The sequence below is a fragment of the Spirochaetota bacterium genome (assembly GCA_034190085.1).
Taxonomy (GTDB): Bacteria; Spirochaetota; UBA4802; order UBA4802; family JAFGDQ01; genus JAXHTS01.
Map to the genome: position 1 here is coordinate 1 of JAXHTS010000047.1, position 22,788 is coordinate 22,788.

19 protein-coding genes and 1 riboswitch are annotated in these 22,788 nt (G+C 37.6%); of the genes, 18 read left to right on the forward strand and 1 reads right to left on the reverse strand.

Features of this window, described 5'->3' with window-relative positions:
- The first annotated feature begins 259 nt into the window (after window positions 1-259).
- The 4 genes from SVZ03_08020 (at window position 260) to SVZ03_08035 (ending at window position 6,368) form a co-directional block, all read left to right on the forward strand.
- Complete coding sequence (locus SVZ03_08020) at window positions 260-1,177, forward strand: diguanylate cyclase (GenBank protein ID MDY6934154.1); 918 nt, start codon at window positions 260-262, stop codon at window positions 1,175-1,177.
- A gap of 775 nt (window positions 1,178-1,952) precedes the next feature.
- Window positions 1,953-4,067, forward strand: a complete 2,115-nt coding sequence (gene fusA, locus SVZ03_08025) for an elongation factor G (protein ID MDY6934155.1) — start codon at window positions 1,953-1,955, stop codon at window positions 4,065-4,067.
- Window positions 4,068-4,230: 163 nt separating this feature from the next.
- Entirely contained in the window at window positions 4,231-5,505 is a 1,275-nt protein-coding gene (locus SVZ03_08030) for a putative sugar nucleotidyl transferase (protein ID MDY6934156.1), read from the forward strand.
- Window positions 5,484-6,368: an energy transducer TonB gene (locus SVZ03_08035; protein MDY6934157.1), complete on the forward strand. Its 885-nt coding sequence runs from the start codon at window positions 5,484-5,486 to the stop codon at window positions 6,366-6,368. Before SVZ03_08030 ends, SVZ03_08035 begins: the two co-directional genes overlap by 22 nt.
- 181 nt (window positions 6,369-6,549) lie before the next feature.
- On the opposite strand, the gene SVZ03_08040 is transcribed toward SVZ03_08035, so the two are convergent.
- Window positions 6,550-8,841, reverse strand: a complete 2,292-nt coding sequence (locus SVZ03_08040) for a YhjD/YihY/BrkB family envelope integrity protein (GenBank protein MDY6934158.1) — start codon at window positions 8,839-8,841, stop codon at window positions 6,550-6,552.
- Between the two features lie 502 nt (window positions 8,842-9,343).
- Between SVZ03_08040 and rpsU the strand changes: the two genes are divergently transcribed.
- From rpsU to SVZ03_08110, 14 genes are all read left to right on the forward strand, one after another.
- Window positions 9,344-9,613, forward strand: coding sequence for a 30S ribosomal protein S21 (gene rpsU, locus SVZ03_08045; protein ID MDY6934159.1), 270 nt, complete (start codon window positions 9,344-9,346; stop codon window positions 9,611-9,613).
- 65 nt (window positions 9,614-9,678) lie between these two features.
- Complete coding sequence (locus tag SVZ03_08050) at window positions 9,679-10,962, forward strand: replication-associated recombination protein A (protein MDY6934160.1); 1,284 nt, start codon at window positions 9,679-9,681, stop codon at window positions 10,960-10,962.
- 9 nt (window positions 10,963-10,971) lie between these two features.
- Window positions 10,972-11,553: an orotate phosphoribosyltransferase gene (pyrE, locus tag SVZ03_08055; GenBank protein MDY6934161.1), complete on the forward strand. Its 582-nt coding sequence runs from the start codon at window positions 10,972-10,974 to the stop codon at window positions 11,551-11,553.
- 245 nt (window positions 11,554-11,798) lie between these two features.
- Window positions 11,799-13,457, forward strand: coding sequence for a PEGA domain-containing protein (locus SVZ03_08060; GenBank protein ID MDY6934162.1), 1,659 nt, complete (start codon window positions 11,799-11,801; stop codon window positions 13,455-13,457).
- 387 nt (window positions 13,458-13,844) lie between these two features.
- The gene (locus tag SVZ03_08065) at window positions 13,845-14,075 is read left to right on the forward strand and encodes a hypothetical protein (GenBank protein MDY6934163.1); all 231 of its coding nucleotides are present in this window, start codon (window positions 13,845-13,847) and stop codon (window positions 14,073-14,075) included.
- A 42-nt stretch (window positions 14,076-14,117) separates the two neighbouring features.
- A complete protein-coding gene (locus tag SVZ03_08070) occupies window positions 14,118-14,435 on the forward strand; it encodes a hypothetical protein (protein MDY6934164.1) in 318 nt (105 codons plus the stop codon).
- Between the two features lie 167 nt (window positions 14,436-14,602).
- Window positions 14,603-16,867, forward strand: a complete 2,265-nt coding sequence (locus SVZ03_08075) for a TonB-dependent receptor (protein MDY6934165.1) — start codon at window positions 14,603-14,605, stop codon at window positions 16,865-16,867.
- Window positions 16,868-17,272: 405 nt separating this feature from the next.
- Window positions 17,273-17,479, forward strand: a riboswitch (cobalamin riboswitch).
- Entirely contained in the window at window positions 17,473-17,598 is a 126-nt protein-coding gene (locus SVZ03_08080; GenBank protein ID MDY6934166.1) for a hypothetical protein, read from the forward strand. Its footprint overlaps the riboswitch before it by 7 nt.
- Before the next feature lie 241 nt (window positions 17,599-17,839).
- Window positions 17,840-18,619, forward strand: coding sequence for a DUF3450 family protein (locus tag SVZ03_08085; GenBank protein MDY6934167.1), 780 nt, complete (start codon window positions 17,840-17,842; stop codon window positions 18,617-18,619).
- Window positions 18,616-20,040 carry a MotA/TolQ/ExbB proton channel family protein gene (locus tag SVZ03_08090; protein MDY6934168.1) on the forward strand — a complete coding sequence of 475 codons (1,425 nt, stop codon included), beginning with the start codon at window positions 18,616-18,618 and terminating at the stop codon, window positions 20,038-20,040. Before SVZ03_08085 ends, SVZ03_08090 begins: the two co-directional genes overlap by 4 nt.
- Before the next feature lie 8 nt (window positions 20,041-20,048).
- The gene (locus tag SVZ03_08095; protein MDY6934169.1) at window positions 20,049-20,642 is read left to right on the forward strand and encodes a MotA/TolQ/ExbB proton channel family protein; all 594 of its coding nucleotides are present in this window, start codon (window positions 20,049-20,051) and stop codon (window positions 20,640-20,642) included.
- 3 nt (window positions 20,643-20,645) lie between these two features.
- Window positions 20,646-21,050, forward strand: coding sequence for a biopolymer transporter ExbD (locus SVZ03_08100; protein ID MDY6934170.1), 405 nt, complete (start codon window positions 20,646-20,648; stop codon window positions 21,048-21,050).
- A complete protein-coding gene (locus SVZ03_08105; protein MDY6934171.1) occupies window positions 21,047-21,667 on the forward strand; it encodes an energy transducer TonB in 621 nt (206 codons plus the stop codon). The genes SVZ03_08100 and SVZ03_08105 overlap by 4 nt, the downstream gene beginning before the upstream one ends.
- Window positions 21,664-22,680 carry a tetratricopeptide repeat protein gene (locus tag SVZ03_08110; GenBank protein MDY6934172.1) on the forward strand — a complete coding sequence of 339 codons (1,017 nt, stop codon included), beginning with the start codon at window positions 21,664-21,666 and terminating at the stop codon, window positions 22,678-22,680. Before SVZ03_08105 ends, SVZ03_08110 begins: the two co-directional genes overlap by 4 nt.
- The last annotated feature ends 108 nt before the right edge of the window (window positions 22,681-22,788 follow it).

The window sequence follows — 22,788 nt, forward strand, 5'->3', positions numbered from 1 at the left end:
TTAGTTAAATTTTATAAATAATTCTATTCATTTTTATTTAACTGTGAGGGTTTTGCCAACTCTTCTTTTATGTCACCTGACATTATTATTAATAATGTTCATACAAAATTAATTTACACCCTATTTATGATGGATTGATTATGTTAAAATTAAAAGGGAAGGATCCTTGCAGCTAAAGACTTGATTGTATGTTGATATTACATTTGTTTGTATTGAAAATGTATAGGAAGTTATGAGCAAACTAAAAAAAAGGGGAAAAATGAAAATACTAATTGTTGAGGATGATCATTTTTTTCAGGAGGCGGTAAAAAGGGATCTTGAGTCTGCGGGATATAATGTGCTGATTTGTAATAATGGAAGAGATGCAATCAAAATAATTAAGGATCAAGAAGTTCGCGTTGCGATTATTGATTGGATTATGCCAGGGATGGATGGGATTACTCTGTGTAAAGAGATCAGAGGTTTACATCTTTATAGATATGTCTATATTATTATGCTTACATCGAAGAGGAGAAAACAGGATACAATTATAGCATTGGAAGCTGGAGCGGATGATTTTTTAACAAAACCCGCTGATAAGGAGGAGTTGATATCAAGAATTAAGGTTGGGATGCGAATATTAGAACTTGAGAATAGGTTAATTTTGTCACAGAGGGAATTGTTAAAGCTGGCTAAGGAGGATCCCCTTACAAATCTATTAAATAGAAGATCATTTCTCGATGAGGCGTTAAAGGAATTGGACAGAGCCATCAGGGAGGGGAGGGAAATCTCAACCGTTATGGTTGATATCGATGATTTTAAAAGAATAAATGATACATATGGACACCAAATTGGCGATGAGATAATTATCGAGTTTGCCAGGAGATTACAATCCTCATGTAGAACCTATGATATATTAGGGAGATATGGCGGGGAGGAGTTTCTTATTCTCTTACCCCAAACTAAATCATCCAGTGCTGTAAAGATTGCAAAACGAATTCGATCTGTAATAAAAAACAAACCCTTTAAGATCATGGGTGAGGGAATCACAGTCACAGCAAGCTTCGGTGTATCGGTCTTGAAACCTGATGGCAGATCAAAGGATGACCAAATAGACGATCTTGTTAAAAGAACAGATATTGCCCTATACGAGGCTAAAAAAGGGGGAAAGAACAGGGTAGCGGTCAATGTAAAGTAAAATCGAATTATCATTTAACCCTCAAATAATCTTTAAAGAAAACCTGTTTTACATGATCATCTCTATTATGTGAATTGTGGTTTTGTTTTTACTCATAAAAGTATTATCTCTCCAAATATTTCTTTACAAAAAATAAAAACCATTTTAGTCTTTCCTTTCGATTCTAATTGATAAAAAGCCCTATTAAATTCATATTTATTTCAATTAGGGTAATGTGACTTGTGTAGATCATAACAGGAATAGTATTTCAGCTAAGGAAACGCCCATGATATACCAGAGTTTAATATTTGTTTGACTTATGGGTACAAAAATTAGTCGCAAGTTATGCAAATTGAATTTTTAATATAGAGTTGTAAATAGCGGATTAGATAAATTGATCCATCTCTTAGAGATGTTTGTCCTTTATTGCGTTTACCACTGTATTTGTTTAGTGTAATTGTTTTACGTCTGGCAAACGCATAATGCTTATTATCTAAAAGGATTTTAAACAAGTAATAAATGAGTGGAATTTGAGAGGTACTGTGTTTATCCCTCATGTAATGAGCTGCATTTGAAAGTTCTTTTCAGTGGATAGCAGGATAATAATAAAATTCTCTTCATTTATGTAATCCTGTTAATTTATTATTGCTCTTTGATTTCCAATCCCTAGAGCCACATCCAGCACTTCCTGTGACTTGTTCATATTAGGTATTGTTTAGAGTGCTCAAGTAAGATAGATTTACATCTATCAGAAATTGAATATAGTTTATTTGAAATAACACTGGAGGTCTATAGAATGTTGAAAGTATATCAGACTCAAGACTTACGGAATGTTGTAATCCTTGGTCATAGCAGCACCGGAAAATCAACCCTTTTTGACGCAATCCTCTTTGCTGGAAAGAAAATAGAGAGGATTGGAAATCCAAATAATGGAACACTCACCTCTGACTTTGATGAAGAAGAGAAGAATAGAGCGATTTCAATAAGAAGCTCATTAGGTTTTGTCGAGGTAGATGATGTGAAAATAAATATTATGGACACTCCAGGCATGTCCGATTTTATCGGTGAAGCAAGGGCGGCGCTACAGGTTGCTGAGGCGGCAATTCTTATCGTTGATTCAGTTGATGGTGTTCAGATTGAGACAGAAAAGGCGTGGAGATATCTTGAAGAGAATAATATCCCAAGAATTATTTTTATAAATAAGATGGAGAAGGAACGGGCAAACTATGATAATGTATACGATAATATTAAATCAAATCTGAATGCCAATCTTATCCCTTTATGCCTGCCAATTGGCGAGGGCGATAGCATTAAGGGGATAATTGAGTTGAAGGAGATGAAAGCGCTCACCCCTAAGCAGGATACTAAAGATGAGGTATATACAGATATTCCTGAAGAGATGAAATCCAATGTTGAGGAGAAGAGGGAAGGCTTCATTGAATTAGCAGCGGAGGGTGATGATGAACTCATCGAGAAATTTCTTGAAGGTGAGGAGTTAACAGATGAGGAGGTTACGATCGGCATAAGGAATCAGTTTCACAAGGCCTCCCTTCACCCTGTTTTATGTGGATCTTCGTTAAATTCAATAGGAATAAAGAGTTTATTAAATGTGATAAAAAGCTTCGTTCCTTCACCTTCTCAGGATAAGGAACATCTGGGTTATGATCCAAATAACCAGACAAAGGAGGTGATCGTTAAAAGCCTTGCAACTGAGCCCTTCTCCGCTGTGATATGGAAAACTTATATCGATCAGTATGCTGGAAGGTCTAATTACATGAAGGTGATCTCTGGTGAGCTTGTGCCTGATACTGAACTCAGTAATTCAGCCAAAAATACAAAAGAAAAAATAACAAGACTCTATTCAATGATCGGGAACAAGCAATTTGAAGTGCAGAAGCTCTGCTGTGGAGATATCGGAGTAGTGGTTAAGCTTGAGAAGACATCCACGAGGGATACCCTTTGTGATCCACAGAGACCCGTCTACCTTCCCATAATAAACATCCCTCAACCAGTTTTTTCATATGCCGTAGAACCTGCTAAGAAAGGAGAAGAAGATAAGATAGGGCAGATCTTTGGCAAGATCGTTGATGAAAATCCTACTGTTACCTATGGCTTTAATTCTGAAACAGGTCAAACTGTGCTATCCGGCATGGGAGAAATGCAGCTTGATATCTTACTGGAGACAATTAAAGAGAAGAACAAAATTGAGATGATTACCAAAGAACCGAGAATCGCTTATAGGGAAACAATTACAAAAAAGGCAGAATCCAAATACAAGCATAAAAAACAGACTGGGGGACATGGACAATATGGCGAGGTTTTTTTACGAATTGCACCTCGTGACAGAGGCGCTGGTTTTGAATTTAAGGACAGTATTGTTGGAGGGGTAATCCCAAAGCAGTATATACCTGGTGTAGAGAAGGGGATAAGGGAAGGCATGGGGGAGGGAGTGTTGGCCAAGTTCCCTGTAGTGGATATATGGGTGGAACTTCATTATGGATCATACCATCCTGTGGATTCCTCTGAGATGTCATTCAAGATTGCTGGAAGAAATGCGTTGAAGATGGCTTTAGAAGATGCTGGTCCTCAATTACTAGAACCAATCATGGAGGTTGCCATATATGTTGACAAGGAATTTATGGGTGATATTCTAAATGACATAACCAGCAAAAGAGGGAGGGTGCTTGGCATGGATAGCAAAGAGGCGTCCTCTGATAGCGGCATTTCTTTAGTGAAGGCTCATGTTCCGTTATCCGAAATGCTAAGATATTCCATTGATCTTCGATCAATGACCAGTGGCAAGGCAACATTTGAGATGAACTTTTCACATTATGATCCGATTTCTGGTAAAATCGCAGAAAAGGTTATCGAAAAGAGAAAGGAACAGCTTGAGGAAGAGGCTAATAAGTAATATAGGCGCCGCTACTGCATACATTACATACTACCGGATCTTGCTAATCAAAATCGAATCGGCTATGACCGCCTGTAATCTGTTCTCATTAGCATCCTTATTAAGATTAAGGGAATCGGTTTATTTCAGGAAAGCAATTTATATAAGAATTTGATTGATAGTGATGAATGTAGTAATATTTGAAGATAATAATTACGATAGTTTTTATCCCATTTCTCTTACCAGACCATTATGGGAGCTTAGAATTGGGTGTCTTTCATTAAGAGAGAGAATAGTACATTATATAAATGAAAACTATAGTAGGGCGAATCTATATTTTTTTACAAGAGATTATCTTGTCCCGCATTTTAGACAAAAGTATCCTGAGTTGAGGATCAACGATTATTCAATTTTCGACTCAAATGAGGATATTCTATTCATAAACTGTACAATCATTCCGGATGAAAATATAGCAAATCCTCAAAGAAATGTCTTGGTTTTGCATGACAATATACCTATGATAGCGCTTGTCGAGATGAATAGATTACGAGGGGAATCGGTGAATATTGTAGCACTTCTGTTAAAATCAGAATGTAAAACGGAGATGAGAAATAATTCTATTAAGAGGCTAGAATATGTGTGGGATTTGGTTCGATATAATGATAAGATGATTCAAGATGATTTTAGGTATTTTCAGAAGTTCAGAATTAATGATGAGGTAAATAACGTAACAATTATAGGCGATGCCAACCAAATAGTAATAGAGGGGAATGTGAAAATCGATCCCTTTGTTTGTATCGATCTTACAAATGGTCCGGTTATCATTAGAAAGAACACCGTAATCAATTCATTTACTAAAATCGAAGGCCCCTGCTATATTGGAGAGGATTGTATTATTCTTGGCGCAAGGTTGAGGAACGGTTGTTCGATTGGTGATTGCTGCAGAATTGGCGGTGAGGTTGAACAATCAATATTTCATGGATATTCAAATAAGTATCATGATGGCTTTATTGGACATTCATATATAGGTGAGTGGATTAATTTAGGCGCTCTTACAACCAACAGTGATTTAAAGAACAACTATACAACAGTCAAGGTTTACCTATCAGGGACACGAGTCAATAGTGAAAATATTAAGGTGGGTTGCTTTATCGGTGATTTCGCAAAGACCAGCATCGGCACTCTGATAAACACTGGAACGAGTATTGGCGTTGGCTCAATGGTAGTTCATTCAGGAGCAATGGCCCCTTATCATTTGCCATCATTTACATGGTTTATCAATAATGTTATAATCGATCCAGGCAATTTTAAGCAATTCATAGAATCCTGCATGGCAATGACTTCTAGACGACAAATTGATTTTAGTGAGAGTTACAATGATTTATTGATGAGGCTCTATCATATGACTCAGGATAATCGGGAAAAAGAGATATTAAAATGGAAAAGAATGCAGAGATAAAGATATCCTTAATAGTATTGATCTCCTTTTTTGTTCATTTGATTTTTGCTTTGGGGGTCTTTATGCCAGTATATAATGAATTTATGAGGATACAGGGATTGAATGAGAGGTCCAGCGGAAATAGGGATGTAATTGTAAATATCAATCAGGATGATAGAAGAGTAGAAAGCCGGAATACCCTTATGTCTGATAGGGATTCTAGTGCAAAGGGTCATATTACGAAGGATAAGGGTGATCACTGGTTGAATAATTTTAGGGATTTTATTTTGAAGAGGGGTAAGCAGAATGTAGGGAAGACCTCTGATAAGAGCATGGATGTGAGAGATAAAACTGGAATCTTGGTCACTGATAACACAGAGGTCATTATCCGTTTAATGAAATATGAAATTGGTAATATTATTGGTGATGATGGTGTAGGAGAATTTACAAAAATACCAGACAAGAATGAGTTTAATAGAAAAAATGCCATTTTTTATTCTACTGATGGAAGATTTTCCTTTAATACACAAAAATATAAGAATTTTAAGTATTTTAAAAAACTAAAAGATAAAGTCGCTTCTCATTGGTTTCCTCCCCTGTTGGCTAATTCCATAATCGCCGGTTTTGATCCGCTTACCGGCAGCTATACTCCTGGTCGAGTAAGAATAATGGCAATTCCCAATCAATTGGTGAAGATATATTTTACAATGAACAGGGAGGGAGATGTGCTCGATGTAGTCCTTGTAGAATCCATGGGCAATGGGGCCTTGGATTCCTCCTGTATTGACGCTATTCAACTTTCAAGGAATTTTGGTGAAGTGCCATCTGAAATTAAGGGCAATATTGTAGTGATCCCCTTTATGTTCGGGTATTTTGTGTATTAGATATTGCTCTAGGAGTGCCACATATTATCTAAACTATTACAAACTTAATAGTGTAACAGCTCAATATATGTTCCTTGTGATTAAGGTGGAATACAATTCATCCTCCCCTCGTATAAAATAGTGACCGAATAAGGATATCGGGTATTTTCAATAAAAATGATCATAAAATTGGGAGAGAATATTATCCAATCTCCTTAATTATATCATTTAAGGATTTTCCTCCAACGATCTCTTCCCTTGACTTCTTGAAACTTATAAACAGATTGTGAAGATAATTCTTTAAAGGATTGGATGCGGATTGATTTGGAATATCGAAGCTGATATCATGAATCTTAGTAATTACATCCGCCAAAATAATATTACTTGAAGAATTTGCAGGGATGAAGCTTTCCTCTCCTGATTCAAGAATGATTTTTTCTTCTTTGAATAACACAATGAAGGAATCAAGCTCTGAGTATTGATTGGATGTTATCTTTAACAGATCCTTATAGGACGTTGCTCCCCTTCCCTCCTCAAATTTTTTGTATATCTGATACAATATGGATATCCCGTAATATACATTTATTTCATTTTTCCCCTTTAGGGCCTTTCTAGTATCCATATATGATTGAGGATGCATCAGCGTATAGGAGACTTCAGCACCAAAGAGCACTATCAATGATGATGCATATACCAGAAGGAGAAAGAGGGGAAACGCCGCAAGGGCTCCATATATTGCTACAGTCCCCTTGGCTAAAGATTTAATGTAGACAATAAAGAGCAGAATGAAGATTACCCACACTGTACTGGTGAATGCCGCTCCAATTGATGCGGGCTTAAATTGAACTCTGGTATTTGGGATTACCAAATATGTTAATAAAAAGAGCAACCAGATAAAAGCAAAGGGGGCAAAGAAGTTTAATAGAAATACGCCAAAATGTTTCCCTTCCATCCCCTTCCATGATCCTCCATTATCTGAAGATCTCATTATCAAGCCAGTATCACCAATTACCCAAAGATTGTTGTTATTGTGTAATATTTTATTAATTTTTGATGGGAGTTGGTTGATTATATGCCATTTTTGACCAGCATTCTCAGTGTAAATGAGATCCCCCTTCTCTCCTGCAATGTAACCAGTAGAACTGTTGATAAATAGGGCGCTATAATAGCCTATATTTAAGAATTTCCTATTATTCCACTCTTTAGTGTTAGTATTGCCATATAGTATAGTTCCCTCATCTCCTATTAGGAGGACTTCATCTTCATTAATGTGATAGGTGTAATTGAGGCTTATGGGTCTATTTTTCCTTATAATCTCATCCAATTGTATAAAATTCCATGTTTTTCCTGCATCAATTGTTTTTAGAACAATTCCCCTATCTCCAGCTATAATTCCATGGCTTTTATAAAATGATATTGATTTTAGATTTGATGTCAACTCCTTCCACTCAATAACTTTCCAACCTCTTCCGCCATTTTTGGTGGTTAGTAGATATCCGTCATCAGCAGCAATAAATCCTGTCTTTTGATCTATCATACAAATATCATTAAAGTCAAATGCTCCAAACTTATTAAAGGACCAACTCTTTCCCATGTCTTTTGTATGTAGAATGATCCCATTATCCCCAATTATCCATCCATAATCTCCAATAAACTGGATATCCGTGAATCCGGATTTTTTTAATTCTCTCGGTTCAAACATGAACTCATCTTCTTTTTTAAAGGTTTTACGACCAATATCGAATTTAAATATCCTCTGGTTATAAAAGTCTATCCTATCATGGGGAAGTGGCAGAAAATTCATATTAAGATTTTCAGAATAAAGAATATTTGACTTGTTGCCTACAACCCAGATTTTGTTATCCTTTGCAATATATGCTGAATTGTAATTAGGAGAGGAGAAAGTAGCGGAAATCCTGGCTGCAACTGTTGTCCCAGAGATTAGAATCAATGGGCCTAACGTTAGGGTTGCCCAATAATATATTATTTTTAGAATAAAGGGTCTGCCATGTTTGACTCGCCAAATACCATCTAATGATTTTTCAAAAGTTCTTAAGACTCCTGTAGCAGAAAATACCATTACAATAGCACCGATTCCCCCAATTTTTCCGGCATTTTCAATGAGACTTAAAATGACTTCAATAAACGGATCAATATTGAGCTTAATATTATGCTCAATCATAAAGAGGGTTATACGTCGAAAGAGTTCTTCTTTCTTATCGCCTACACCTGAAAAAATTGAATAGAATGTTAATACAACAGTGAGTGTTGGGATTAGTGAGATTATGGTCATATAAGCAATAGATGAAGCCTTTGTAAAGCAGTCGTCGAGGATAAATTTTTTAGATGATACAATAAAGACCTTGGTCCCATTAATTATTTTATTGTTAATTTTACTATAGGTTTTTTCTCCGAGATATATATCATTTAACAGAGTACTGATCTTATTCTTGAGATTTTTAATTTCTGAAATTTTGAGGGAGTTTTTGCTCATATCATATCGTTTTGCTAATAGTTTTGATGTGATATCAATTATGGGATTAATCCAGCCCTGAATCTATTCCATATTACTTGATTTGAAAATGGTATAAAATCAAACCTAATCATTATATTTATGTTTTGATTTTCAGTCAAGCCATAACCTAAGGGATTAGATGTTTTATTAGTAATTCATCGATTAGTGGCAAAATAACGCTATCCTCCTTATTCAAGGGGATATTGACATAACAGGGGGCTGATCCATTGAAGGGAGATTTGATTATCTTTGGAAATATATTTTTTTATATTGACAATATTTTTCTATTTTCTTAAGAGTAATAAGAGTTTATTATTGAAAATAATATTAATATAAAAATTTTAATTTCATATAACATAATAATCGTATATACTATATTTAATCGGATTAGAATAATTATTTACGTATTGGAAATTTAATTATTTTGTTCATATTACAGGTTAGCCAATACTATTTCAATTAAAAGGAGTTGAATATATAAATGACAAGTCCACTTGAAGTCGAAGTAAACGGGGATATTGAAAGGGCCTTTAAGAACCTTAAGAAGAAGATGGCTTTTGAAGGTATTTTCAAGGAGTTGAAGAGAAGAAGATACTATGAGAAACCCAGTGAGGAGAGGAAGAGGAAGAGTGAAGAGGCGGCAAGAAGACGGATTAAAAAGATGAGGCGTATCTCAACACAAAATCAGGGGAAACGGTTAATACCTCCTAAGACAGATTTTAAGGTAGAGGAGAAGCGTGAGAGTGAATAGTCACCTTCGCTATATACAATTAAAAAAAGAATCCGGCTAGACCGGGTTTTTTTTATGTTTAGGGCATGAGCAAGGAAAGAGATATAAGACCACTGGCTGAGAGATGTCGCCCTCATTCATTGGATGAATTTGTTGGGCAAAAACACCTACTTGGGTTTGGTAAAATTATTAATGTCATTTTAGAGAAAAATATACCCTTTTCACTTATTATGTGGGGTGATCCTGGAACAGGTAAGACTACACTTGCAAGACTCATAGCTGAATGCTGTGAAATGGAGTCATATTTTATTAGCGCCATCTCCTCAGGGGTTGTGGATGTTAGAAAGATAATAGAGAGGGGTAAGGAGAACAAGAAGAACGGGATTCAAACCCTTCTCTTTTTAGATGAAATACACAGGTTTAATAAGGCTCAGCAGGATGCCGTTTTGGGGGCTGTGGAGGTTGGTAGCATTATTTTAATTGGCGCAACAACCGAAAATCCATCTTTTCAGGTCATTGCCCCCCTGCTCTCAAGAACCAGGGTATTGAAGTTGAACAAATTATCCGAAGAAGAACTTCTTCAGATACTTGATAATGCCCTTGATAGAGACGAGATTTTACGAGACATGAACCTGGTATTCGAAAAGGGGGTTAAGGATAAAATTGTTGGTTTTGCTCAGGGGGATGCAAGGTTAATGTTAAATATCCTTGAAACCTCTGTATTGCTATCTGATAATGGTCGAATTATTGAAGAAACACTTATGGAGGCAGTACGAGATCAGTCCATATATTACGATAGAGCTGGGGATAGGCATTATGATACTATTTCTGCCTTTATTAAGTCCCTTAGGGGTTCTGATCCCAATGCATCAGTATATTATCTTGCAAGAATGCTAATATCAGGGGAAGATCCTGAGTTTATTGCAAGACGAATGGTTATTTTCGCATCCGAGGATATAGGGAATGCATATCCAAATGCCATAACTATTGCTACATCGACCCTTACCGCAGTCAAGAGTATAGGCATGCCGGAGTCAGAAATAATACTATCTCAATGCGCAACCTTCCTAGCGACCTCTCCCAAGAGCAATGCCGCTTTCCGAGCAATAAAGAGCGCTAAGGCCATTGCAAAGGAGATTGATCTGGATATACCAATGCATCTTAGGAATGCGCCTACTGAGTTGATGAAGGATATAGGATATGCGAAGGGATATAAATATCCTCATGATTATGAAGAGCATTTTGTAAATGAGGAGTATCTGCCAGATAAAATCAGAGATAAGGTATTCTATGACCCCACTGATGAGGGTAGCGAAAAGTCAATGAAATTGAGATTGAGCAGGCTTTGGCCTGAAAAATATAAATGTTGAGTTTGAAGAATGGATATAAGTAATGCAAGGGAGAGGTTGTTCAATCTTCTCTATTCACGGTCGTTTCTGTATAGAGAAGATCCTCCATTTAAGCTTGCCAATGGAGGTGTGAGTCCCTATTATTTTAATTGTAAGACAATTACCCTTGATCCTGAGGGGTGCTTCCTTTCGGGAAAGTTGGTTTTTCAGGCGATAAAGGGATTTAATATTGATGCCATCGGTGGACTTACCTTAGGGGCTGATCCAATCTCCTTGTCCACAATACTTGAGGCTTTTCAAAATAGCATTAGGATATCACCCCTTATTGTAAGAAAAGAGCCTAAAAAACATGGCACATCCAGGTGGATAGAGGGGAACCTTGAAGGCGTTCAAAGGGCTGTGGTTGTTGATGATGTTATTACCACTGGTCAGTCCACAATTACCGCAATTGATCGATTAAGGGATTTAGGTATCGAGATTGCAAGTGTTGTTGTCTTGATCGATAGGGAAGAGGGTGGCAGAGAGAATATCGAGGCAACAGGCGTTGAAGTTATCTCTCTTTTCAATAGGACCGATTTCGACCTTAAGATGTCCGATTTGGCTTCAACTTAACTCTATTCCCCTTTTTGGATGAAATCCAACATATTTATTCATACTAGCAACATTCCTTAGAAATGATGGTTGACTGCTCGACAATAAACTGCATTTAGTCTAATCTGTTCACCATAATCCAGAGGATTGCACTATATCTAATTTGTCTCAGCACAAATTTAATTTCTATTTAAGAATGCATCAAGCTGATGGTGATGTGAAAATAATACTGGAATTTATAATATCTTCATTTAGTAAGATTGATCGTGAAACTGCTATACCTTTTTCCCAAGCTTAAAAAAATAGCCATTCCATGGACTATTCAGGCGTTTTTTGAAGATTTAAATAGATTACATTTATGTAATCTATCGAAATTTCGATGCGCTAAGAATAGAATGCTGCCTCATTATCTCTTCACTGTTTTTTTTATATGCTTTTTCAATCTTTGTTTATGGAGTTCATCCAAGGCTGAGCTAATAATTCGTAAGGAACCATATTCTATTCCTGAGAAGAAAGAATACAAGAAGACGATTACTATTGCTGTATTGCCATTTGAAGGATCAATGGAAAGTGAAAGGATGTATCTAAAGGATATTTTGAAAAATTTTCTTGAGGATCGAATTCTATCATACAAATGGATTATAATATCACAACCTGTGAAAAATTTTGAGCGAAGGGGGGTCAAGAGCAATTTTATTGGAAAGGATGGAAATGACACAGGAATAAAATCACAATCCATAATAATGGAGAAGGATAAGCCAGCCAGCGTCATCTCTCCATTCGGAACGAAGAGATCGACCAACTTTCTATCATTGGCGTTAGCGGATAACGATATAATTAATAACATTGCTTATGAAAGGGATTGTGATTCGCTTGATTCTGTTGGGTCGGGTATTGATGTGATTATTGATGGAGGTATATCCCAAAAGGGGAGGGATATTAGGATTGATGTTAAGGTATATAATGATATATATGGAAAGGTGTTTACAATTGGCGAAGAGGGTAGCTTAAAGAATATAAATCAATTATTTGGGAGAGTATTTTCTGAAGTAATGAAGGCAATCATGGTAAATTATGGATATTTGGATATTAGCGTCAATCCACAGGACGCTAAAATATATGTAGACGGCAGATATTTTAGACAAGGTACAAATATTATTTTGGAATCTGGAGATCATAGGGTGGAAATATCCAAGGATGGAAGAAGTGAGGTACGCGATATATCGCTATTAAAGGATGAATCAAAATCTTTTTTTCTATCTATTCATTTGAAAGATGTTGGCAAAGAGAACAGGCTGGACATAATAACTAATCCGAAGGGCGCGAGAGTATACCTTGATTCCGATTTTATTGGATTTAGCCCTGTGGTTATGAATCAGATTAGGAAGGGGAAATATCGCATCAGGGTGGATATGGAAGGGCATATTTCAAAATATAAGACATTAATGATGGGAGAGGGTGAGGATAAAAGGATTGAGTTTTATCTTGAGAAGGGCGAAAGCGCTGAATTTTATTTCTCCAGAAGCAAAGTCTATTCTAATGTTTTTCATTATTCCTTACTAACTGCAACAGCATCCCTATTCACAGCATTCTATTTTGAATTGAGGGTAGTGGATGAGGAGGCAAAGCAGAGAGGTTCTAATTTTATAGATGCGGCATCTCCTACAATCGAGGAGATATATCAATATGAAGGAATGATGAAGAGAACAGGTGATAGAATTGACAAATATGAATTATACCGTAATATCTTCTTTTATTCCGCCATCACACTTTTTATCAATTCCTTGGTGTTTTATTATCTGGATATAGCTCAAGATGATATCCCTATTGCTAAAATATATCCACAATATAGATATTCAGAAGATATATCTGTATGGAATTATAATAATACTGGTGTGGCCCTAACCTTCACATTTCGCTATTGATGGAAGAGTCGTTGCCATCCAGCCTCTTGTCACATAAGAGTTTACGTAACTTTTAGGTGTATCCTCAATTTTTGAGAACCTTCTTTTTATTTAGTCCTCACCTGTGAGATTAAAGATTAATCAGCTATAGTTTAATCTATAATTTGTAATTTACTAAAAGTTTACATTTTTCAAATAATAATAAAATTAACATATAGTTGATAAGTCGCGAATAAATAAGCTATATCTTCGTTCAAATTATTATCCGTGATTAGCTTAGTTAAATAATAATAAAAATTGTTGACAGAATGCCAATATTTTATTAGTGGTGTCTAACATTGTGAGTCATGCTAAACATGTTGGTGTCAAAATTTTTCATAATATGTAATACTGAGAGGAGACTTCCTTATGATAAATAAAAAAAATCAGGAAGTGATGGAAAACGATGTGGAGTTTAGAAATCTAAAACCAAAGATCAGAAGGCTTAGTTCTATGCTGCTCTCAGAACAAAATAGGGTTGATAACGCTGTATTGCGTGCTTATATGCTGAATCAAGCAGTTAAAGAAATGGTGGCTTCCTTTAATAAATTAATGGCTGATGCAACAAAGACAATGGTGTCTGCTGATAATGATACATAATCACAAAAACCGATAGTAAGTTTTTGAGAACGATTTATTAATATGCAATTCGCAATAGATATAAAACAAAGAAAGAGGGTATCAATATGTATTTTACTACTTTCAGCTCTTACCTTGTTTTTGCCAAAGGAGGTATTCGATCCACATCTGGGTGTTGATATAGACATTTTCTGTAAATCAATGACCGATTTCGGATTGATTATTTATCTCCATGAGAATTTCTATAATGAATATGTAAAGGGTATTATTTACTGGGTAAGAAGTGAAATCATTCCTTGCATCATCACTCCAACAAGAATATTCATCAGGGCGCCCCCTTCCCTAGTAATAGCAATGGAGAATCCTTTCCCGAATAATTAATGGGAAGGATCACATTATTAATCACAGTTATTTAGGTAGTTTTATGAGGTTCAAAGCAAATGCTCCTTTGAGTTAAAGGAGTGATTAGCTGATGATCCTTCATCGCTTTGTAGGCTCTTTGAACCGAAGCAATACTATTAAAAATATTATTCTAAAGAGGTTTATTAATGATGAACATTAGATTACTTATTATATACAGCATCTCTTTAATCTTCGGATTATGTATGATATTAGATAATGTTGTTGCTGAAGAGATGGATGAGAAAAGTGAAGTGTTGAAAGAGGAGGGGGGAGTAGAATTGGAAAGACTAGTCGTCACTGGTACTAAAACCGAAAGGAGACTGAAGGACGTTCCAGTAAGGACTAAGCTTATTACAAGGGAGGATGTTGAAGCGAAGGGCGCTGACAATTTTTATGATATCATGGAAGGGATTCCTGGCGTTAGGGTGGAGGAACAGTGCTCATACTGTAATTTCAGTATTTTGCGGATGATGGGAATGTCATCAGGACAATCGCTCATTCTGATAGATGGAATGCCCGTATACACAGGGCTTGCCGCTGTGTACGGACTCGAGCAGATTCAATCAGGGACTATTGAGCGGGTAGAGATCGTTAAGGGAGCAGGCTCTGCCCTCTATGGTTCTGAGGCTATTGCGGGAGTCGTCAATATCATTACAAAGGAGCCGACTGCAAAATCTGTTTATGAGGCGTCGGCCACCTATGGATCATACAATGACGGTAAATTCAGCCTGTTTGCCTCGAAACGCAGTGGCAACCTTGCGGGCGTTATCTCTCTTCAAACAAGTTTTGGGGATGGAATAGATGAGAATGACGATGGTTATTCCGACAGGGTAGAGACTGAGAATTTTACAGGTGTGACAAAACTGTACTGGTATAACGCTCTAGACGTTGTTGATCGGATAGTGTTATTTGGAAGTTTTTTAAGGGAATTTCGCAAAGGAGGCAAGATGGGGTTGTCTAATGAGGGTGAGGAGACCGATCCAATTATCACATGGGACAATCCCTTTGCTGAAGCTGCTGAGAATATACATACCGCAAGATATGAGGGCGGCATTGGCATAAGGAAGGGTTTTGCGAAAAAAAATGAAATTAACATTGACTATCATTACTCCCATCACAAACGAAACGCGACAAATGATGCTGCTCAGGATGAGGTTTTTATCGCTCTTGAAGCGCTTGGCGAGGATTTAGATGCTGCGTGGAAGTTGCCCATGCCCTTCTTGGCTGAGGAATTTATTCATGTTGGGGAGGTAAAGTATACCCATCCTTTTGATTTAGCAGGCAGTCACCTTATCCTTGTTGGAACTCAGTTCAGGCGAAGCGATTACGATCAGGAAATCGGACAGTTTGTGTCCGAATATTTATCCGAGGCGCAGAAGTCTGAGCTTGGATTTGTGGGAAGGAAGAAGACAGAAAAGTGGGCAAACGACGTGGGCGTCTATCTACAGGAGGAGTATTCCCCATCCCCTATTGAGGATCTAACAATTGTAGCGGGGGTAAGATATGATTATCACGAGTCTGAAGAAAAGTTTAAAGACGCTAATGTTGAAGATGTGACATACGACACAGATTCAGTGAATCCGAGAGGGGCGCTTAAATACTCGATTACTGATGATATAGCCTTTCGCGCAAGCGTGGGAACAGGTTATAGGGTGCCCTATCATTTTGACGAGGAGCTTCACCTCTGCAGTGGTTCGCCCAAGATTGCCAAACCCTCCGATTTAGATCCTGAAAAATCCATAAGCTATTCAGTTTCAGCGGATTATATTGGGCATAGGCACAATTTCGGGGTGGGCTTTACCCGGATCGATGTTAAGGATAAGCTATCCTTTGAGCCGACGTCGAAAGCGGGATATGACTATGAGTGGAGGAATATGGAGGATGCATACAGTAATACTATTGAGGCGGAGGCTGGGATTGAGATTATTGAGGATTTGCTTCAGGTAGACTTGAGTTATGCGTTTATGCTGGCGAAGTATGACAAAAATCACTATGAAGACTTTGATGAAGAGACATGGGGGGGAGATGCTGTGGGCTTTGCTAACTGGAGTAAATACAAGGGCAATGGCAAATATATCCCACGTGTTTCGGAGCATTCAAGCTCAGTAATTGTGAATTTGACTCCTGGTGATTTCTCATTTTTCGTTATTGGCAAATACACTGGCGCGATTTACATTGAATATCATAAGGATGATGTGTATCTGACCGAGATAAAGAAGACCAAGCCCTTTTGGGTAGTTGATATGCGGACGTCATACCAGATATCGGATGAGGGTGAGATATTCGCTGGCGTAAAGAATCTCAATGACTATGTACAGAGTGGAAAGGATAAAAGGCCGGATGATGCGGCGTTCATGTGGGCGCCTTATACTGGCAGGGAATTTTACGGGGGCGGCAAAATTAGCTTTTGAATATGCTCTTGATCGCGGTTTATCCTGTCATTCTATTATCAAGATAATTGACTTTTTATAAAACTATTTTTAGAATGATTCGCATCCTAAAAATAGCGCAGTGGATAAAGGGGACTCGGTTCGCTGTTTACTACATTAACACTAACCCTGTCCCTGACACCCATCGCAATACTCAGATGATGTATTGTGTTATACTTCTTCATCCTGGCGTGTAAACTTTATGATGAGAATGTATATCAATTTTATAGTAACTTTTAGGATATTCTAGATAAACTTGCTGATGAGGTTCTTGCCTTATACGATGCAGGAGAGGTAGTTCACTTGAATTCAAGGATTTTTTATTGTATCGGAGAATTAAATTTTTTTCTTGACATCCCATTATGAGAAAATATTGTGTAGGAAAGTATAATCAAAGAATTTCCAGGCTCTTCAATAGAAGATTAAAAGGGAATCCTGTTAAAATCAGGAGCGGTCCCGCCGCTGTAACCGGGGACGAAGACCGCAGGATGTCACTATTCGTTGATCTGCCCTTTGCAGACAAGGCGAATGGGAAGACGCGGTTAGTAGAAGGATCCGGGAGCCAGAAGACCTGCCAAGGGAGGGGGATGAAATGCTTTAGGGAAGGAGGCATTTCATATAAAATTGGGGATAAAGTGAACTGGGTGCAATCCTTAATATCCATATTGAATGGATTTAAGGATTTTTTTATTTTTGGGGATATTCGATTATAGTCGTTTGATTGAATTTCATCATAGAATGAGAATCGAATTTTTTAATAACTTGCTCGGATGAATTTCTAAAAGTACAATAAAATATTAGTGAGGGATTATATATAAACATATTGGGAAGCAGCATCAACTCCCGACATAAGAGTTAAGGAGTAGAAACACTTGACAAGTTTATAAGCTATATTGTTAGTGTTACATTATCAATAATTGTAATACCGATTATTCATATATTTGGAGGCATTTAATGAGAGTGTCAGCTTACATCCTGTTGCTTTTTATTATAATAAACTCAGCCCATGGAGAGGACGATAAAAACTTTATTCTCAGAAAGAGGATAATGGAGACCAAGAAGAAGATAGAGTCCTATAATTCGAAATCAAAGGAGATTGAAGGGAGGACAGAGGAGTTTAGCAAAAAGCATGCGGAGAGGGTAAAGAAGAGGAGGAGGGATATCTCCAGATTGGGTGAGGATGTATCAAAATTTGAAAAAGAGCTGAGGGTGGAGAATATTAAGATAATGAGCAATAAAAAAGTTTTAAAAAACCTGGAAAGACAATTCGCCGTTTTCAGAAAGAAGATTAAGGAAAACATGAATAATTATAATCAATCTATATTAAAGGGATTACCAAAGAGTACTGAAGACCGTTCGCTCAATGTTTCAAGGTTAATTTCGGATACTGAATTTGCAAATATTACAACTGAGGAGATATTCAATAGATATTATATTTTCTTAAACAAGGAGCTAATTACTGGCCTGGATTCAGAGGTTTATGTTAAGGATAACATAGAGTATCTTCGAATAGGGTGGATATTGCTGGCATATTCCGATAGTGAGGGGAAGAATGTGGGCCTACTAACGAGAAAGGATGGGAAATGGGTATGGAGGAATAGTTTAGACTTCTCAATGCGGAAGGCGATCCGGGATTCTATAAAAATGGTTAAGGGCAAGAAAGCGCCTGAACTTATTAAATTTCCAATCCCCCTTGCCTTAATCAGGGAGGATCTGCAAGGAGCATTCAAATGAGAAGATACCTATTATGTTTAGTGGTACTTTGCCTCTCCTCATATCTTTATGCTGATGAGGAGGAGGTTCTACGGACAGAATACCAGCAATTTCAAAAGATATTGGAAAGCGCTGAGGAGAATTATTGGAAAAAGAAATATAGTCTCATAGAGATGAAGCAGGCAGCAAAGGATGAATTGGAAGGATTTGATAATGAGTATGATAACCTATTGAAAATGCGGAATAGTCTGAAAGAAGAGATATTGAGCTTGAAGATTGACAATAAGGACCTTAAGGATAATATTGATAACTACAAGATGCGCATTTCGGAGATATATGATTCCTGTATAAACAAACTTGATTCATTGAGAAAATTTGTTAAGAGATATCATCCCCTAACAACTGAAATTGATCTAATCCGCATAAACGATATTCGAAAGATGATTGAGCGCAAAGAGGATTTTATTAAGATAGGCCACATGATATTATCATTCCTGAATACGAAGATCAGCGATTCAAGAATCTGCATGCTTGAACATGCTGATATATTAACAAAGGATAAGGTCCCCAAAAAGGGGAAGAGATTAAGACTTGGATTTTCATTTTATGGGTACATAACTGACGACGACAAAGATGCTGGCATTCTGCTCAGAACGGGTAAGGTTACCCAGAATGCCTTTAAATGGTATGAGGATGTCTCTTCTTATAAAAATACCATTATGAAAACTATAAATTCCATTAACGGCAAGGAGGAGTTTGCATATCTGCCTATGGATGTAATGCAGTCCAAGGCAGTGGGAAAGTCCTTTGCTACCCAGGGATCATTCTTTAGGGAGTTATTGGAGTGGTTTAAATCCGGAGGTGTGGTTATGTATGCCATCGTCTTTGTCCTCATCTACGCCTTATTCATAATAGTGGAAAGAATTGTTACCTTTAGGAAGAATCGTTTACGCGTTGCCTCATTGATGCCTTCTCTGCTTCAGGCTATAGAAAAGGGTGATTTTGATGAAGCCTTAAGGATCTGTAGCGAAAGGGATGGAACTCTGCCGCGGATGTTGATGGAGGTGTTTGAGGATAAGAATATATCAAGGGAGGGGGCTTATAAGAAGATGGAGTTGGTCCTTCTTCATGAGATACCTGTAATTGAAAAGCATCTTCCCACCCTAAAGAGTTTGGGCGCCCTTGCTCCCCTCTTAGGCCTTCTTGGAACCGTAACTGGCATGATATCGTTATTCGATGTGATAACCGCCTTTGGAACTGGAGATCCCAAGCTCCTTGCTGGCGGCATAGCCGAGGCGCTTGTAACCACTGAATTTGGTCTTATTGTAGCCATTCCGGCCATCCTCTTTCACAGGATGTTGTTGAATTTTGCTGAAGGCATAATTAAAGATATCGAGAGATTCAGCCTAACCCTACTGAACACGGGCTGGGAATCTAAGTAGATAAAGAGATGATCGACCTAATATTTGAAACAGTTATCAAGGCGGGCTATGTTATTTACTTTATATTCTTTGTGTCCGTTTACGCATGGTATCTTATCATTAAGAAGTATTATATTTTGAATAGCGAGCATAGATGCAGTGATGCCTTTGCCGCGTCTGTATGCGGCTATTTGAATAAAAGGAAGACAAGGGAACTCATCAATTTCTTACAAGGCGAGGACAGGATCATCGCCAGAACCCTCCTCGATGTAGTGAAATTGAAAAAAAGAAAAAATATTCCCTCACTTGTGACTGAGAAGAGGATATTTTATTACGAAATACTGGATAACAGCTTAGACACAATTGGAACATTATCGGGCATTGCTCCGCTTCTGGGCCTTCTGGGCACAGTGATTGGCATGATGAAGACCTTTTCAGTAATAAAGCTATTCGGTTCTGCAAATCCCGCGCTTATGGCGGAGGGCATCTCTGAGGCGCTCTTAACCACACAGGCAGGGCTTGTTGTCGCATTCCCAATTGTGTTGGCTAATACACATCTTAAGAACAGGGTGAAGAAGATTAAGGATAATTTTGAGAAAATTCATATGAGCTTAGGGAGCTGAAGGATGTATAATTTTGTGAACAGAAGAAGGGAGGACACAGATGAGCTTAATATCTCTCCACTAATTGATATGATATTTATTCTTCTAATATTTTTCGTTGTAACCACCTCCTTCTCAAGGGAGACGGGGGTTGAGGTTAACAAACCCAAGGCTTCCACTGCTAAAACCCTCTCTCAGGAGAATATACTGATAGCTGTAACCTCTGAGGGGACAATTCATATTCTAGAGAAACAGGTTGATTTGAACCAGCTATCAATGATAGTGAAGAGATTGTTAAACGAAAATCCAGAGAGGCAGGTGATAGTCTTTGCTGACAGACTGGCTCCAAGCGGAGAGGTTGTTGATGTTATTGATGTGTGCAATCTTAGCGGAGTGAAAAAAGTCAATATAGCGGCTATTAAAAAATGAAATTTACCTTTCCAAAGAAGGCGGAGAATATTAAATATCTCATCCTGGCCCTGCTAATTAGCGTATTATTATATCTTCTGCTTCCTGTTTCCTATTATCTCTTTTACTCGCAGGTCAATAAAATCCTGAATGCGAGAGAGGCAAAGACCGTTAAGGTGGATGTTGTACAGATTCAAAAGAAGGAAAGAAAGATTTTAAAGATTGAAAAACCGAAAAAGAAGAGATTAGAGAGATTTCAAAAGAAGTTCTTTTCGAGATTTGATCTTGATCTTTCGGTTTTATCCTCAGAGGATGGCGGCCCTGGCATCATGGCTTCAGGATTTGAGAATGTTATTGAAGAGGGAGAGGCGGATATACCCCCAATAAAAAGGATATTTATGCCGCCTAGGTATCCAACCCGGGCCAAGGAAGAGGGCATAGAGGCTAAGGTGATCGCTAAGCTATTGATTGATGAGATGGGAAACGTTGTTCGGGTGAGGATCATAGATGCTCCGCGCTTCTGGGGATTTGGCGAGGCCGTAATTGAGGCGTCAAAGAACTGGAAGTTTGAACCGGCGAAATTGAACAACCTGCCTGTCAAGGTATGGGCTACACAGGTGGTGGAGTTTAGATTATGAAAGGGCTTATCATTGTGATCCTCATCGTGCCCGCGCTTCTATTTGCAGGGGAGGATAAGGGCGTTATATATCTAAATAGGGCGAATATGCAATTTAAGAATAAGCAATATTCCAAAGCTCTACTGAATTACCAAAAGGCTCTCGAATTTCCTGTAAACAAGGCATTGGTTTATTATAATATGGCCAATCTTTATTACCTTATTGAAAAGCCATGGAAGTCTATCGTCTATTACAAAAGGGTTATTGACATGGCTCCAAGTTTTATTAACTCCTATCTAAATTTAGCAAAGCTCTTATTCAAGATCAATGAATATCACGGCTCAATCCCAATTTTAAGGGATGCGCTTAGGGTAGAGGATGATAATGAGGAATGCCTTCTGTTATTGGGGAGTTGTCACATGAAGCTGGGCTCAGTGCCGGATGCAGTCTATTACTTTGAGAGAGCAAAGGGGTTGCATCCGCACAAGATCGCTTCATATTTTATGCTGGCAGAGGCCTATATTGACATATTGGATTATGATAATGCAGTTATTATAATGGAAGAGGCGGCTGATGTTGCCAAGGACTCTGTTTCAGTATATTCATATCTTGGGGAATTATACTATATTCAGGAGGATTACGATAAGGCTATTAATACATTTGAGTATATTGTGGAATTGGAGAAAGGCGAGAGGAATGCATACTATAGATTGGCAGAGAGTTATTTAAAGAATAAGCAGAAGTTTTTGGCAATGGATACGCTACAGAGGGCAATAGATAATTGTCCTGATTATTTTGACGCATATATATTTCTCGGGAATATATATTTTGAGCAATCCTTTTTCAGCGAGGCAGGGGAGATCTTTCTAAAGGCGTCAAGGATTGACTATAATAAAGCAAAGGTTTATCTTAAAAATATCGCGGTAGTATTCTACAATTTAAGGGATGATGAAAAACTCAAGGAGTTGTATTTTAAGGCCTTAAAGATAAATCCATCCCTGGCTGCTGTTATTAGAAAATTTGTTGCTCTCTAATAATGTAGGTGGGGAATTGACTTGTAGGTAAATGGACTAAAATAACCGCATTCAGCGAGTTCAAGGCAGGCTCTCGACATCACTATATGGCAGATTCATGTATTGTAG